Source organism: Reyranella sp., assembly GCF_050185545.1.
Taxonomy (GTDB): Bacteria; Pseudomonadota; Alphaproteobacteria; order Reyranellales; family Reyranellaceae; genus Reyranella.
Genome location: NZ_JBFWZI010000053.1, coordinates 26,099 through 39,401, shown reverse-complemented (window position 1 = coordinate 39,401; position 13,303 = coordinate 26,099). Strand labels below are relative to the sequence as shown.

General features: G+C 68.4%; 15 protein-coding genes. 4 read left to right on the top strand and 11 right to left on the bottom strand.

Features of this window, described 5'->3' with window-relative positions; all coding sequences use genetic code 11:
- Positions 1 to 263: 263 nt before the first annotated feature.
- The gene (locus AB7O82_RS16695) at positions 264 to 392 is read left to right on the top strand and encodes a hypothetical protein (protein WP_428551883.1); all 129 of its coding nucleotides are present in this window, start codon (positions 264 to 266) and stop codon (positions 390 to 392) included.
- Between the two features lie 19 nt (positions 393 to 411).
- Here the strand turns inward: AB7O82_RS16695 and AB7O82_RS16690 are convergent, their stop codons facing one another.
- The 10 genes from AB7O82_RS16690 to ccoN form a co-directional block, all read right to left on the bottom strand.
- Positions 412 to 900, bottom strand: a complete 489-nt coding sequence (locus AB7O82_RS16690) for a hypothetical protein (protein WP_428551886.1) — start codon at positions 898 to 900, stop codon at positions 412 to 414.
- Between the two features lie 48 nt (positions 901 to 948).
- Positions 949 to 1,128 carry a hypothetical protein gene (locus AB7O82_RS16685; protein ID WP_428619808.1) on the bottom strand — a complete coding sequence of 60 codons (180 nt, stop codon included), beginning with the start codon at positions 1,126 to 1,128 and terminating at the stop codon, positions 949 to 951.
- A gap of 10 nt (positions 1,129 to 1,138) precedes the next feature.
- A complete protein-coding gene (gene ccoS, locus AB7O82_RS16680; protein ID WP_428551903.1) occupies positions 1,139 to 1,282 on the bottom strand; it encodes a cbb3-type cytochrome oxidase assembly protein CcoS in 144 nt (47 codons plus the stop codon).
- A complete protein-coding gene (locus AB7O82_RS16675) occupies positions 1,282 to 3,648 on the bottom strand; it encodes a copper-translocating P-type ATPase (protein ID WP_428619807.1) in 2,367 nt (788 codons plus the stop codon). The genes ccoS and AB7O82_RS16675 overlap by 1 nt, the downstream gene beginning before the upstream one ends.
- Positions 3,645 to 4,121: a FixH family protein gene (locus tag AB7O82_RS16670; RefSeq protein ID WP_428619805.1), complete on the bottom strand. Its 477-nt coding sequence runs from the start codon at positions 4,119 to 4,121 to the stop codon at positions 3,645 to 3,647. Before AB7O82_RS16670 ends, AB7O82_RS16675 begins: the two co-directional genes overlap by 4 nt.
- Before the next feature lie 313 nt (positions 4,122 to 4,434).
- The gene (ccoG, locus tag AB7O82_RS16665; RefSeq protein ID WP_428551895.1) at positions 4,435 to 5,907 is read right to left on the bottom strand and encodes a cytochrome c oxidase accessory protein CcoG; all 1,473 of its coding nucleotides are present in this window, start codon (positions 5,905 to 5,907) and stop codon (positions 4,435 to 4,437) included.
- Between the two features lie 16 nt (positions 5,908 to 5,923).
- Positions 5,924 to 6,784, bottom strand: a complete 861-nt coding sequence (gene ccoP, locus AB7O82_RS16660; RefSeq protein ID WP_428619804.1) for a cytochrome-c oxidase, cbb3-type subunit III — start codon at positions 6,782 to 6,784, stop codon at positions 5,924 to 5,926.
- A gap of 10 nt (positions 6,785 to 6,794) precedes the next feature.
- Entirely contained in the window at positions 6,795 to 6,944 is a 150-nt protein-coding gene (locus tag AB7O82_RS16655) for a cbb3-type cytochrome oxidase subunit 3 (RefSeq protein WP_428551900.1), read from the bottom strand.
- A 26-nt stretch (positions 6,945 to 6,970) separates the two neighbouring features.
- Entirely contained in the window at positions 6,971 to 7,696 is a 726-nt protein-coding gene (gene ccoO / locus AB7O82_RS16650) for a cytochrome-c oxidase, cbb3-type subunit II (protein ID WP_428550462.1), read from the bottom strand.
- 10 nt (positions 7,697 to 7,706) lie between these two features.
- On the bottom strand, positions 7,707 to 9,185 hold the full coding sequence (ccoN, locus tag AB7O82_RS16645) for a cytochrome-c oxidase, cbb3-type subunit I (protein WP_428550459.1): 1,479 nt from the start codon (positions 9,183 to 9,185) through the stop codon (positions 7,707 to 7,709).
- 119 nt (positions 9,186 to 9,304) lie between these two features.
- On the opposite strand from ccoN, the gene AB7O82_RS16640 reads away from it, so the two are divergent.
- Positions 9,305 to 10,093: a DUF2189 domain-containing protein gene (locus tag AB7O82_RS16640; protein ID WP_428550456.1), complete on the top strand. Its 789-nt coding sequence runs from the start codon at positions 9,305 to 9,307 to the stop codon at positions 10,091 to 10,093.
- Positions 10,094 to 10,236: 143 nt separating this feature from the next.
- On the opposite strand, the gene AB7O82_RS16635 is transcribed toward AB7O82_RS16640, so the two are convergent.
- Positions 10,237 to 11,004, bottom strand: a complete 768-nt coding sequence (locus AB7O82_RS16635) for a sulfite exporter TauE/SafE family protein (RefSeq protein WP_428550454.1) — start codon at positions 11,002 to 11,004, stop codon at positions 10,237 to 10,239.
- Between the two features lie 81 nt (positions 11,005 to 11,085).
- Here AB7O82_RS16635 and AB7O82_RS16630 point away from each other — a divergent pair, with 81 nt between their 5' ends.
- Both AB7O82_RS16630 and hemN read left to right on the top strand, forming a co-directional pair.
- Positions 11,086 to 11,922: a universal stress protein gene (locus AB7O82_RS16630; protein WP_428550451.1), complete on the top strand. Its 837-nt coding sequence runs from the start codon at positions 11,086 to 11,088 to the stop codon at positions 11,920 to 11,922.
- A 25-nt stretch (positions 11,923 to 11,947) separates the two neighbouring features.
- Positions 11,948 to 13,291 carry an oxygen-independent coproporphyrinogen III oxidase gene (hemN, locus tag AB7O82_RS16625; protein ID WP_428619802.1) on the top strand — a complete coding sequence of 448 codons (1,344 nt, stop codon included), beginning with the start codon at positions 11,948 to 11,950 and terminating at the stop codon, positions 13,289 to 13,291.
- The last annotated feature ends 12 nt before the right edge of the window (positions 13,292 to 13,303 follow it).

The window sequence follows — 13,303 nt, the reverse complement described above, 5'->3', positions numbered from 1 at the left end:
CGTGGGGACTTAGGCTCGTTCCGGTGGGGGTTCTTGCTCTGTTGGACCGGGGGCTTCCGGCCCGATCTTGTCACTACTTGCGGGGGCGTGACGCCCGCGGTCCGGAAGACGCATGACCCCTCCGTGGCCGTAAGACGGCGACACCTCCCCACGCAGGGCGTGGGGAGGAGAATGATCATGGCGCTCCCGCCAATTGATCCAGATCAAACCTCACCCGTTCCCGGTTTGCCAATCTCGCGCAAATCAAGAGCGGGAGTGCTTGGGTGACAACGAACGAGGCCTATTATCTGGTGCTGGTCTGCGGCGCGTTTGTCGCGTTCGCCGCGGGCATGGCCCTCGCCTACGTGGAATATCGGCGCTGGCTCCAGCAGCAGCCGCAAGCCGCCGAGTAGGGCATGGCCGCAATCGCGCTCACTTGCGGATGAGCGCGGGCGAGATATCGACGACGCGGAACGGTCGGGCGACGCCATCGTGCTCGGTCACGGTGACATACTCGCCGACCGTAAAGTTGTGTTTGTCGAAACGGAAGATCGGCTCGTCGTCGTCGTCGCCGGCTTCGTAGGAAAACGCCCAGCTGCCGTTGCGACGGTGGATGAGCAGGCCATGCTCGTCGGGCGAACGGGCCCAGAATCGCCGCACGGTGCAAGCCCCCTTGGCCTGGGGCCAGGCCGAGGAGTCGAGGTGCCCCTTGGCGTCGAGCGGCGCGACGAATTCGTAGCCGTGATCCGAGCTGCCGTTGGGATGGTCCGGCGTGCGGGCGAGTTCCAGTCGAATACGCTTGAGGCTCATGGGTTGCTCCGAAGACGAGGATGTTCTCAGGCCGGCGATCGTGCCGGCATCGGCCCCCGCCTGGCGTTGATGCAGGTCAAGAATGCGTCCGACCTGCAGGACATCATACATGAGGGGATGGGTCGAGGCAGTAAAACGCCCAGCGATGGTTTCCGCTGCCTACCTGCGCTCCTCGGCCTCGTCGTAGGCGATCTTGATCATCCACCAGCAGAACAGCGCGCCGAACAGCGCCAGCGCCAGGCCGAAGGCCAGGATGCCGGAATCGCGCGCGCTGCCGGCCATGAATAGGCCCACCAGGCCGAACAGGGCGGCCAGGATGCCCATGATCCAATGAGACATTTGCTTCTCCTCAATCGTCGTCGTCGAACAGGATGCGTCCGGCCGCGCCGGCCGGGTCGTCGTACTGGCCGTTGCGCAGCGCCCACAGGAAGGCAGCTAGCGCCGTGAGCCCGAGCAGCAGCGCCGCCGGCACCAGGATCAGAAGGCTGTCCATCACGCCACCGTCCGGAGCGGCCGGCCCGCATTGAGCCGCAGGGCATTGCCGATCACCAGGAGAGACGACGAGGACATGGCGATGGCGGCGACGAGGGGCGTCACCTCGCCGGCAATCGCGAGCGGCACCGCGCAAAGATTGTAGAGCAGGGCCAGGATCAGATTCTGCCGGGCGAGCCGGGCGGCCTGTCGCGCCACCACCAGCGTGTCGACCACGGCGCCGAGCGCATCGCCCTGGAACACCGCGTCGGCGGCGTTCTGGGTCGCCTCGGCGGCGCTCGAGGGCGAGATCGAGGCGTGCGCGGCCGCCAGCGCCGGCGCGTCGTTGAGGCCATCGCCCACCATCAGGACACGCCGGCCCTCGATGGCGAGGTCGTGGAGATGCTCGACCTTGCCGGCCGGCGTCGCTTCCGCCTGCCACCGGTCGATACCGCTCTCGCGCGCGGCCTGCGCAACTGCAGCGGGTCGATCGCCGGAGAGCAGCTCGATCGGCAAACCAAGGTCGCGCAGGGTGGAGACGGTCGCGGCCGCGTCCGGGCGCAGGCGATCGGCGAAGGCGAAGCGAACGGGCCGCCGCCCCGGCTCGGCGAGCCACAATTCCGAATGACCGTCCTCGGCGCCCGCATCGACGCCGCAAAAGGCCGCCGAGCCCAGGCGCGTGGCGGCCTGCTCGAGGCCCTGACCGGCATGCTCGACGACGCCGGCGGCCGGGGCAGCGCCGCCCGCCGCCCGCACCAGCGCGCGCGCCAGCGGATGGCGAGAGTTGGCGGCGATCGCCGCCGCCCTCTGCAGGGTTTCCGCCAGGACGACACCGACCAGCTCGGGCCGGCCAAGGGTCAGGGTTCCGGTCTTGTCGAGCACCACGCGATCGATCTCGGCGAAGCGCTCGAGCGCCGAAGGCGAGAGCAGCAGGACTCCGGAACGCAGGAGGCGCGTGCTGGCGATGACCTGGACCACCGGCACGGCCAGCGCCAGGGCGCACGGGCAGGTGATGATCAGGACCGACGTGGCGATCAGCAGGGCGCGATCCCAGGCGAGGTCGCCCAGCAGCGTCCACCCGACGAAGGTCAGGAGGGCGGTGAGGTGCACCACCGGCGCGTAGGCGCGTGCCACCCGGTCGGCGAGGGCGACGAAGCGGGAGCGGCCATGCTCGGCCGCTTCGACCAGGCGCACGATCTCGGCCAGCAAGGTGCGATCGCCTGACGCGGTGACGCGAACCCGGATCGGCGCGCCGAGATTGACCATGCCGGCGAACACCGGCGTGCCCGGCCCGACCGACTGCGGCAGGCTTTCGCCGCTCACCAGGGCGGCGTCGAGCGCGGAACGGCCTTCGCTCACCACGCCGTCGGCCGCCAGCCGCTCGCCTGCCGCGACCAGCAGCAGGTCGCCCGGCGCGAGCGTCTCGACGCGGCGGGAGACGATCGTGCCGTCGGCGGCGATCACCCGGGCGTTCACCTTGGAGAGCGCCAGCAGGGAACGGACCGCGTCGCGCGCCCGGCCGCGCGCGCGCCGGTCGAGATAGCGGCCGATCAGCAGGAAGAAGATCAGCGTGATCGCCGAATCGAAATAGGCGTGCCGCCCGCCGATCCAGGCCTCGTGCAGGCTGACGATGCAGGCGAGCGTCACCCCGATCGAGATCGGCACGTCCATGTTGGTGCGGCCGGCCTTGAGCGCCGCCACGGCGGAGGCGAAGAACGGCCGTCCGGCATAGGCAACGGCGGGCATGGCGATCGCGGCCGACAGCCAGTGGAACAGGGTGCGGGTGGCCTCGCCCATCGAGCCGTCGTGACCCGACCAGATGGCGACCGAGAGCAGCATCACGTTGGCGGCGGCGAAGCCCGCCACCGCGAGGCAGCGCAGCAGCGCTCGCGCCTCGCGGTCCTCGCCCGTTGCGGCGGCGGCGGCATCGTAGGGCACCGGACGGAAGCCGAGGGCGGCGACGAGCCCGACAAGGGCGTTGGCGTCGGACGCCGGTCCGCGCCAGCGCAACGCGAGCCGCCGCGTCGAGAGGTTCGCCCGCGCCTTCAGGACCGACGGGTTGCGCGCGAGCAGGCTCTCGATCACCCAGACGCAGGCGGCGCAATCGAGGCCGTCGACCAGCAGATCGAGCTCGCACTCGTCGCGGCCACGCGGGCGCACGTGGCTCGCATAGTCGGTCTCGAGCGGCTCGGGACGACGGGCGCGGTTCTGCTCGAGACGGCGATAGAACGAACCGAGCCCGGCGGCGCCGATGATGGCGTGGGCGCTGGCGCAGCCGCTGCAGCAGAAGCGGGCCTCCGGCGCGCCGCGCAGCGTCTCGCCGCAATGGGCGCAGACCCGGCCCGCCGGGGCGTCCAGCACGGGGGCGAAGAGCGCGGACCCGGTCATTCGAGGAACATCCGGCGGGTCTGCGCGAATCGCCGGCCGTCGTAGTCGATCACGACGTCGAGATCCCAGTTGCCGCGTGCCGGCAGCGTCACGGTCGCGGCGTAGCGTCCGCCGTCCACGGCCACCAGGTCGACGGCCACGGGCGCACGTTTTTCGACCGGTCGGACCAGCTCGGCGTGGAGACGCGCATTGCCGAGCGGCCGGCCGCGCGCATCGACGACCGCGATCTCGAGGCGGTTCTCCGGCGCGTGCCAGGAAGTTTCGAGCCGCCAGCCCAGGGCGTCGCGATCGGCCTGCCGGGCGATGATCTCGTTGTAGTGCAGGCTGCGCTGGCGCGGCTGCGGGGTGTAGAGGCCAGAGAACGAGCCGATGGCCAGCCAGACCATGATCGCATTGACGCCGACCACGACGGCGAAACCTCCGACGAAGAGCCATGGAACGTGGCGGTCGCGGGCAGTGGAGACGGTGGTCATGACGTGCTCCCGGGCGTCGCGCACTCATTTTCCTCCCCAGCTTCGCTGGGGAGGTGTCGCCGTCTTACGGCGGCGGAGGGGTCATCGTCTTGTGGACCGCGGGCGTCCCGCCCGCTCATACTCATACTCATACTCATACTCATGATCATGAGCGGGCGGGACGCCCGCGGTCCATGAGCCATGACCCCTCCGTCCGCGATTACGCGGACACCTCCCCAGCGAAGCTGGGGGGGAGAATGAGTGCGGCCCTGCGGGCTGCTCTTCAGGGTGAGGTCAACTTTCACGTTTGTTCCCATGACCATGACCTCGTTCCTCACCGCTCCGGTCCGACGAAGACCGCGTCGTGCGAGGCGCGCCGCCGGCCGTCGGTGCCGAGAACCGAGAATTCCAGGGCGCGGGAGCCGGCCGGCGCCGCCGCCGGCGGCACCGTGACGAAGATCCGGAACGTGCCGACGCTGTCGGCATGCACGAGCAGGCGCGGCGTGGCCGCATCGCCTTCGATCTCGGCGCCGATGAAGCCGAGCCGTGCGGCGGGCAGGCCGGCCAGGGCGAGCGTGAAGCGCTGCTCGTCCTGGCGCTTGTTCAGGATCTTGATGGTGTAGGAATTGCGGATGTCGCCGTTCGACAACCGCACGAAGTTGGGGCTGCGGTCGCGCTGCACGGTGAGCTCGGTCTCGGTGCGCAGGAGGAAGGCGCCCAGCATGACCGCCGCGACGACGCCGAGCAGCAGCCCATAAAGCAGGGTGCGCGCCCGCACCGGCTTCCACCGCGCGCCCGGCAGGCCTTTCTCCTTGGCCTGCTGACTGGCCAGCGTGTCCCAGCGAATGAGCCCGGTGGGACGGCCGACCTTTTCCATGGTCTGGGTGCAGGCATCGACGCACAGGCTGCAGCCGATGCATTCGATTTGCTGGCCGTCGCGGATGTCGATGCCGGTCGGGCAGACGGCGACGCACAGGCTGCAATCGACGCAGTCGCCGCGATTGTCCCAGCTCTGGCCGGCCTTGTGCTTGCCGCGCGGCTCGCCGCGCCATTTCTGGTAGGTGACGATCAGGCTCTGCTCGTCGAGCATCGCCGCCTGGAAGCGCGGCCACGGGCACATGTAGGTGCAGACTTGCTCGCGTGCCCAGCCGGCCAGGGTGTAGGTCGTGGCGGTCAGCAGGCCGATGAAGAAATACACCTCGAGCGAGGCGGTGCCGTTGAACAGCTTGCCGAGCGTGCTCGGCGCATCGACGAAGTAGAACACCCAGGCGCCGCCGGTTGCCGCGGCGATGATCAGCCAGGCCGCATGCTTCAGGGTCTTGCGGGCCGCCTTTCCTGCCGTCAGCGGCGCCCGGTCGAGCCGCATGCGCTGGTTGCGATCGCCCTCGATCAAGCGTTCGACCAGCATGAAGAGGTCGGTCCACACGGTCTGCGGACACGTGAAGCCGCACCACACCCGCCCGAACAGCGACGTCGCCAGGAACAGACCGAACGCCGCCAGGATCAGGATGCCGGTGACGAAATAGACTTCCTGCGGCCAGATGACGACGTCGAAGAACCAGCCGCGCCGCCCATCGAGGTCGATCAGGATAGCCTGGCTGGGGGCGCCGGGACCGCGATCCCAGCGCAGCCAGGGCACCGCATAGTAGAGGCCGAGCAGCAGGACCAGGACGGACCACTTGATGCGGCGCCACTTGCCGCCGACGGCGCGCGGATAGACCTTGATGCGCGACACATAGAGCGGCAGCTCCGCCTTCTGCTGGCGCAGCGAGACCGCATCGTCGTCGTGCTGCAAACGGACCCCCATGACAGCCTGCCAATGCCTAGCGTCCGCCGCCCAGCGCGTGGACGTAGATCGCCAGCATCTTCATCGTCGCTTCGTCGAGACGTCCGCTCCACGCCGGCATGCTGCCGTTGCGGGCATAGAAGATCGTACGATAGACCGACTCGCGATCGCCGCCGTAGAGCCACAGGCCGTCGGTCAGGTTGGGCGCGCCCAGCTCCTGGTTGCCCTTGCCGTCGGCCTGGTGGCAGGCCGCGCACTGGTCGCGGAAGATCGCCGCACCCTCCGGTGTCGCGGTGCCCTTGCCCGACAGGCTGAGCACGTAGTCGGTCACCGCCGCGATCTGCGCGCCGGTCAAGAGGTCGTCGGCGCCGAAGCGTGGCATCAGGGATTGCCGCGACTTGTCGTCGGCATTGCGGATGCCGTGCTCGATGGTGGTGTAGATCTGCTGCAGGCTGCCGCCCCACAACCAGTCGTCGTCGACCAGGTTGGGGAAGCCGGTGCTGCCGGCGCCGCCCGCGCCATGGCATTGCATGCAGTTGTTCTGGAAGGCCGACCGTCCGCCCGCCAGGGCGAACTTGAACAGCTCGGGATCCTTGGCGATGTCGGCGAGCGGCGTCGCGCGGATGCGATCGACGAACACCGCGCGCGCCTTGGCCTGGGCCTCGAGCTCCTGCGTGAGCTCGACGCGACTGGAGTAGCCGAGCCAGCCCGTGGTGTGGTTGTTGACCCACGGCCAGGCCGGGTAGAGGGCGCTGTAGACCACGGCGAACACGATGGTCGCGTAGAAGGTGTAGACCCACCAGGTCGGCAGGGGCGTGTTGAGCTCCTTGACGCCGTCCCATTCGTGACCGGTCGTGTCGCGGCCCGACAGCGAGTCCTTTTCGATCTTCGTCGGCATGCTGTTCCTCTCACTCCTCGTCGAGCGGGATGCGGGAAGCCTGCTCGAAGCGGCCGCGATTGGCCGGCCGCAACGCCCACGACACGATTCCGGTGAAGACCAGGACCGCCCACACGGTCCAGACCGACGTGGCGATTTGATTGAATGACTCGAGGGTCATCGTGATCTCTCCTGTTGGCGTAGCCGCTACTGCCGCAGTCGTTCTGGCGGCAGATCGGAAAAGCGAACCAGCGTGCCGAGCATCTGCAGATAGGCGACAAGCGCATCCATCTCCATGATCGCTTCCGACTGGCTGTCGAACTTGCCGACCACGGCGCGCGGATAGCGTTCCAGCAGTGCCGTCGAATCCGCGTCGGGACTGGCCTGCGCCACCAGGTCGGCGCGCGCGTTGGCGATCATCGCATCGGTGTAGGGGACGCCGACGGCGCGCAGCGCCTCGAGATGGCGGGCGACGTCCGCGTAATCGAGCCGGCGCGCCGCCAGCGCGGGATAGGCCGGCATGATGCTCTCGGGAACGACGGCGCGCGGCGAGACCAGATGGGCGACGTGCCAGTCGTTGGAGTAGCGGCCGCCGACCCGCGAGAGGTCGGGCCCGGTGCGCTTGGAGCCCCACTGGAACGGCTTGTCGAACATGCTCTCGGCGGCGAGGCTGTAGGGACCGTAGCGCTCGACCTCGTCCTTGAACGGCCGGATCTGCTGGCTGTGGCAGAGGTAGCAGCCTTCGCGGACATAGATGTTGCGGCCCAGCACCTCGAGCGGCGAGTAGGGTCGCACACCGTCGACCCGCTCGATCGTCGATTCGATGGTGAACAGCGGGATGATCTGCACGATGCCGCCGATCGATACGGTGATCAGGGTCAGGACCACCATGAGGATGGCGTTCTTCTCGATCGTCTCGTGACGCAGGAACACGGGTCGTCTCCTAGGCTGCCAGGGCCGGTCGGGCGGCGGAGACGGTCGCGGGCTCGCCGCGGATCGTGCGCCACATGTTGTAGGCCATGATCAGGCCGCCGCTCAGGAAGAACACGCCGCCCAGCAGACGGATCGCGTAGAAGGGCTTCATCGCGGCGACCGTCTCGATGAAGGAGTACTGCAGGAAGCCCAGCTCGTCGTAGGCACGCCACATCAGGCCCTGCATGATGCCGCTCACCCACATCGCGGTGATGTAGAGGACGATGCCGATGCTGGCGATCCAGTAGTGCCAGCCGATCAGGCGCGTCGACCACATCCCCGGGCGATTCCACAGGCGCGGCACGAGATAGTAGGTGGTGCCGAAGATGATGAAGGCGACCCAGCCGAGCGCGCCGGAATGGACATGGCCGATCGTCCAGTCGGTATAGTGGCTGAGCGAGTTCACCGCCTTGATCGACATGACAGGCCCCTCGAAGGTCGACATGCCGTAGAAGCCGACAGCCGTCACCGAGAAGCGCAGGCCGGGATCGGTGCGCAGCTTGTCCCACGCCCCCGACAGCGTCATCAGGCCGTTGATCATGCCGCCCCAGCTCGGCATCCACAGCATGACAGAGAACACCATGCCGAGCGTCTGCGCCCAGTCGGGCAGGGAGGTGTAGTGCAGGTGATGCGGTCCGGCCCAGATGTAGAGGAACACCAGCGACCAGAAGTGAACGATCGACAGCCGGTAGGAGTAGATCGGCCGGTTCGCCGCCTTGGGGATGTAGTAGTACATCATGCCGAGGAAGGCGGCGGTCAGGAAGAAGCCGACCGCGTTGTGGCCGTACCACCATTGGATCATGGCGTCCTGCACGCCCGCCCAGGCGACGTAGCTCTTGCTGCCGACGATCGACACCGGCATCGCCAGGTTGTTGACGATGTGCAGCATGGCGATGGTGATGATGAAGGCGAGATAGAACCAGTTGGCGACGTAGATGTGCGGTTCTTCGCGCTTCAGCACGGTGCCGAGATAGGCGATCAGGTAGGCGACCCAGACCACGGTCAGCCACAAATCGACGAACCACTCGGGCTCGGCGTACTCCTTGCTCTGGGTGATGCCCATCAGGTAGCCGGTGGCGGCCATGACGATGAAGAACTGGTAGCCCAGCAGCACGAACCAGCCGAGCGGCGCGCCGCCGAACAGGCGGGCGCGGCAGGTGCGTTGCACGACATGGAAGGCGGTGCCGATCAGCGCCGTGCCGCCGAAGGCGAAGATGGCGGCCGACGTGTGCAAGGGGCGCAGCCGGCCGAAGGTGAGATATTCGCTGTCGAAGCTGAGCTGCGGCCACACCAGCTGGGAAGCGATCACGACGCCGGCCAGGAAGGCAACGATGCCCCAGAACATCGTGAGCACGACGGCCACGCGAACGACGTCCTCGACGTAGCGTGGCTGGGGCCGGGCTCCTGGCTGCGGCCGGTCAACGGCGCTCGCGACGGCTTGGCTGGACATGCTCTCTCCGCACTGTGGTCGGGCGACCATAGGGAGGGCAGGCGCGCGCGCCCTTGATTTGCGTCAAGGCTGCCGGCCGCCGGCCGGTCTCAAGTGGCGCAAGTTGGGAGAGAATGACCATGAGCGAGACCGTTGCCGTGTTTGCCGGCCCGCCGCCGCGCATCAGAAGGGTCGCGATCGACCGTCCGTGGACGTGGCTTGCGGCAGGCTGGAGCGATCTCTGGTCCGAGCCCGCGCTCAGCCTGTGCTTCGGCAGCCTGTCGGTCCTCGCCGGCTGGCTGGCGGTCGCCCTGCTGCTGTGGGGCGATTTGCCCTATCTCGTGCTGCCGCTCAGCGCCGGCTTCTTCTTCATCGGCCCGTTCATGGCCGTCGGCCTGTACGAGATCAGCCGGCGGCTGGAAGGCGGCTTGGCCGTCGACGCCGATGCGATGTTCGGGGCGTGGCGCCGCAACCCCGATCAGATCGCCTTGATGGGCCTGCTGTTGTTGCTGCTGCACCTTGCCTGGATGCGCGTGGCGCAGTTGTTGTTCGCCGTCTTCGGCTGGCACACCGTGCCGTCGTGGGATCGCTTCATGGACCTGGCCTGGTATTCCGCACGCAGCCTGCCATTCATGGCAATCGGCATCACCGTCGGCGCGGTGCTGGCCGCCTTGGCGTTCGCCGTCGGGGCGTTCTCCATGCCTTACCTGCTCGACCGTCGCCAGTCGAACCTGTTCGAGGCGATCGCCACGTCGGTCGCCGCCGTGCGGCTCAATCTTCGACCCATGCTGCTGTGGGCCGGGCTGATCGTCGTCCTGGTGACGATGGCCATGGTGCCCGGCCTGCTCGGCCTGGTGGTCGTGCTGCCGGTCGTGGCCCATGCGACCTGGCATGCCTACCGCGACATCGTGCAGTTCGGAGAGGCGTGAGCGTCATTCTCTCCCCAGCTCTGCTGGGGAAGTGTCGCCGTCTTACGGCGACGGAGGGGTCATGTCATGGGCCGTGAATCATGACCTCTCCGTCCGCGAAGAAGCGGACACCTCCCCAGCGAAGCCGGGGAGGAGGAGAGCGGTCACCACCGTTGGCTCGCCAGCACCAGCATCACGCCGGCATTGGCGAGCAACAGGGGCGCGGCGAACCAGCGCGTCGTCTCGCGCAACCGCCGGCGAACGATCAGGCCGCCCCAACCGACCGCGAGCAAGGCGGGCGCAGTGCCAAGGGCGAAGGCGGCCATGACCGCCGCCCCTTCGAGGGTGGAGGCCGCGCCGGCCGCGGCCGCCAGGGCACCGTAGAGCAGGCCGCACGGCAGGAAACCCAGGACGACCCCCAAGGCATAGCGCGTCGCGGCATGCCGGCCGGTCGACAGACGGCTCGCCGGCCGCGCCAGGACGTTCGGCAAGGTTCTGCCGGATCCCAGGGTCAGCCCGAGCGCCTGCGCCACCATCAGGCCGGCGGCCAGGACGAGCAATCCTCCCGACAGCCAGCCGAACGTCGCGGTCGCGGCGAACAAGGCGGTGACGGAGCCGGCAACCGCGCCCAGTAGGGTGTACGTGGTCAGCCGGCCGAGATGGTAGGGCACCAGCGCCGCGCCGGCGAGACGGCGCCACTCGCCATACCTCGCATCGGCCGTCCGCTCGGCGTCCACCATGACCTGGCTCAGCACGAACGGTCCGCACATGCCTGCACAATGCAGCGCACCACCGACCAGGCCGGCGAGGAAAAGGGAAGCGGGCAGGCTCGCGATCGCCCAGGTGCCGTCGAACCAGGGGCCGCCAGAGAGGGCGCTTCGGCAGAGCGCGGCCAGTTGACTGAACGTCTCCATCATGCCGCAGTCGAGCACGACCGTCCGTCCGTTTGCTTGACTTGAGTCAAGGTTGGTCACCCGAGAGAATGGCACTGAGTCGATGCAGAGGAGTTGCCCATGGCTTACAAGACAATTCTCGTCCATTGCGACGCGAGCCCCAAGGTCTCGCAGCGTCTCGCCGTCGCCGCCGACCTTGCGGAACGCCAGGGCGCCCATCTCGTGGGCCTCCATTGCCGGCCGCCGTTCCAGTCGCCCGCCTTCTTGGAAGGGGGCATGCCGACAACGACGCTGCTTGAGGCCTACGAGGCCGGCGTCAAGGCCGACGAGACCGCCGCCAACGCGGCCTTCGAGAAGGCGATGAAAGGACGGCATCTGTCGCAGGCCTGGCGCGTCGTCGAAGGTTTCGACGATGACGAGCTGGCCGTCCATGCGCGCTATGCCGATCTGATCGTGGTCGGCCAGTTCGATCCGGAGCAATCGACGCCGGCCTCGTCGGATCTGGCCGAAACCGTCGCCCTGGCGACAGGTCGTCCGACCTTGGTCGTGCCGCATATCGGCGTTCAGAAGCCGCTCGGCAAGACCATCCTGCTGTGCTGGAACGCCAGCCGGGAGAGCGCTCGTGCGGCGTCGGATGCATTGCCGCTGCTGACCGCGGCGGAGAAAGTCGTCATCCTCGCGATCGATCCCAAGAGCTCGGCGACGGGCCATGGCGCGGAGCCTGGCGCCGACGCCGCGGGATGGCTGGCGCGGCATGGCGTCAAGGTGACCGTGCAGCGCGACGTCGCCGCCGATACCGATGTCGGCAGTGTCATCCTGTCACGCGCCGCCGACCACGATGCCGACCTGATCGTCATGGGAATCTATGGCCATTCGCGGATGCGCGAGATGGTGCTGGGCGGCGCGAGCCGGACCCTGATGGCCAGCATGACCGTCCCCGTGCTGATGGCACACTAGGCGCGGGCGAGCCGGGGCAAGGGCCATGGATGCAGCCACGCTCGCCGCCTACGACAAGGCGGTGCCGCGCTACACCAGCTATCCGACGGCGGCGCAGTTCGACACACGCGTCGGCCCGGCCGAGCACGCGGCGTGGCTCGGCGAGCTCGGTGGCGCCTTCGCCACGGTCTACTTCCATGTCCCGTTCTGCACCCAGCTGTGCTGGTATTGCGCCTGCAACACGATGGCGATGAACCGCGCCGAGCCGCTCGACGCCTACGCCCGTGCCATGCTGCTCGAGCTCGATCGCCTGGCCGGGCTGGCGCCGGAGCTGATCGTCGGCGCGATCCAGTGGGGCGGCGGCACGCCGTCCCAGCTCGGTACGCGGCGGCTCGTCGACGTTGCGCGGCACCTCGCAGCGCGCTTCGAACGCCGCAGCGGCGCCGAGGTGTCGATGGAGATCGACCCGCGCCATTGCACGGCAGCGCTGGTGGACGCAATGACAGAGATCGGCGTTACGCGCGCGAGCCTCGGCGTGCAGGACTTCGATCCCGGCGTGCAGCACGCGATCAATCGTCTGCAGTCGGCGGAGACTACCGCGGACGTGCTCGATCGGCTGCGCGCCGCCGGCATACGCCGGATCAACATCGATCTGGTCTACGGCCTGCCACGGCAGACGCTGGCTACGCTGTCTCGGACTCTCGACGCCGCTCTGGCGCTGGAGCCCGACCGGTTTGCCGTGTTCGGCTACGCCCACGTCCCATGGATGAAGCCGCGGCAGCGACTGATCGACCAAGCCGAGCTGCCGGGAGCGGAGCTGCGCGCCGAGATGGCAGCACTGGTGTCGGAACGGGTGAGCGGCGCGGGATATCGGCGGATCGGGCTCGACCATTTCGCCCGGCCCGACGACAGCCTGGCCAGGGCCGACGCGAGCGGCCGGTTGCGCCGCACCTTCCAGGGCTACGTCGCCGACGAATCGCCCTGGGTCGTCGGCATCGGCGCCTCGGCCATCTCCAGCCTGCTCAGCGGCTTCACCCAGAACATTGCGGCGGCCGATCGCTATGGTGCGGCCCTGGAGACCGGCGCGCTGGCCACGGCGCGGGGCGTCGCGCTGAGCGATTCCGACCGGCTGCGCGGCGAGATCATCAACAGGCTGATGTGCTTGCAGGCGGTCGATCTGGCGGAGGTCTGCCGGCGCCATCACGTCGAGCCGGTCTCCTTTCTCGCCGGCATCGACGACCTGCCGAGGCTGATCGAGGACGGCCTGGTCAATCGGCAGGGCGACCTGCTGCACATCACCGATCGCGGCAGACCCTTGGTGCGATCGGTGTGCGCCGCTTTCGACAGTCATTTCACGCCCGGCCTTCAACGGCATGCCCGGGCAATCTAGGGAGAGGGAGAG

Bases quoted from the DNA above. Each gene is read 5' to 3' on its own strand.
- ccoN (WP_428550459.1), bottom strand. From the start codon at position 9,185: ATGTCCAGCCAAGCCGTCGCGAGCGCCGTTGACCGGCCGCAGCCAGGA.
- AB7O82_RS16690 (WP_428551886.1), bottom strand. From the start codon at position 900: ATGTATGATGTCCTGCAGGTCGGACGCATTCTTGACCTGCATCAACGC.
- ccoG (WP_428551895.1), bottom strand. From the start codon at position 5,907: ATGGGGGTCCGTTTGCAGCACGACGACGATGCGGTCTCGCTGCGCCAG.
- ccoP (WP_428619804.1), bottom strand. From the start codon at position 6,784: ATGCCGACGAAGATCGAAAAGGACTCGCTGTCGGGCCGCGACACGACC.
- AB7O82_RS16685 (WP_428619808.1), bottom strand. From the start codon at position 1,128: ATGTCTCATTGGATCATGGGCATCCTGGCCGCCCTGTTCGGCCTGGTG.
- ccoS (WP_428551903.1), bottom strand. From the start codon at position 1,282: ATGGACAGCCTTCTGATCCTGGTGCCGGCGGCGCTGCTGCTCGGGCTC.
- AB7O82_RS16640 (WP_428550456.1), top strand. From the start codon at position 9,305: ATGAGCGAGACCGTTGCCGTGTTTGCCGGCCCGCCGCCGCGCATCAGA.
- AB7O82_RS16675 (WP_428619807.1), bottom strand. From the start codon at position 3,648: ATGACCGGGTCCGCGCTCTTCGCCCCCGTGCTGGACGCCCCGGCGGGC.
- AB7O82_RS16655 (WP_428551900.1), bottom strand. From the start codon at position 6,944: ATGACCCTCGAGTCATTCAATCAAATCGCCACGTCGGTCTGGACCGTG.
- hemN (WP_428619802.1), top strand. From the start codon at position 11,948: ATGGATGCAGCCACGCTCGCCGCCTACGACAAGGCGGTGCCGCGCTAC.
- AB7O82_RS16670 (WP_428619805.1), bottom strand. From the start codon at position 4,121: ATGACCACCGTCTCCACTGCCCGCGACCGCCACGTTCCATGGCTCTTC.
- AB7O82_RS16630 (WP_428550451.1), top strand. From the start codon at position 11,086: ATGGCTTACAAGACAATTCTCGTCCATTGCGACGCGAGCCCCAAGGTC.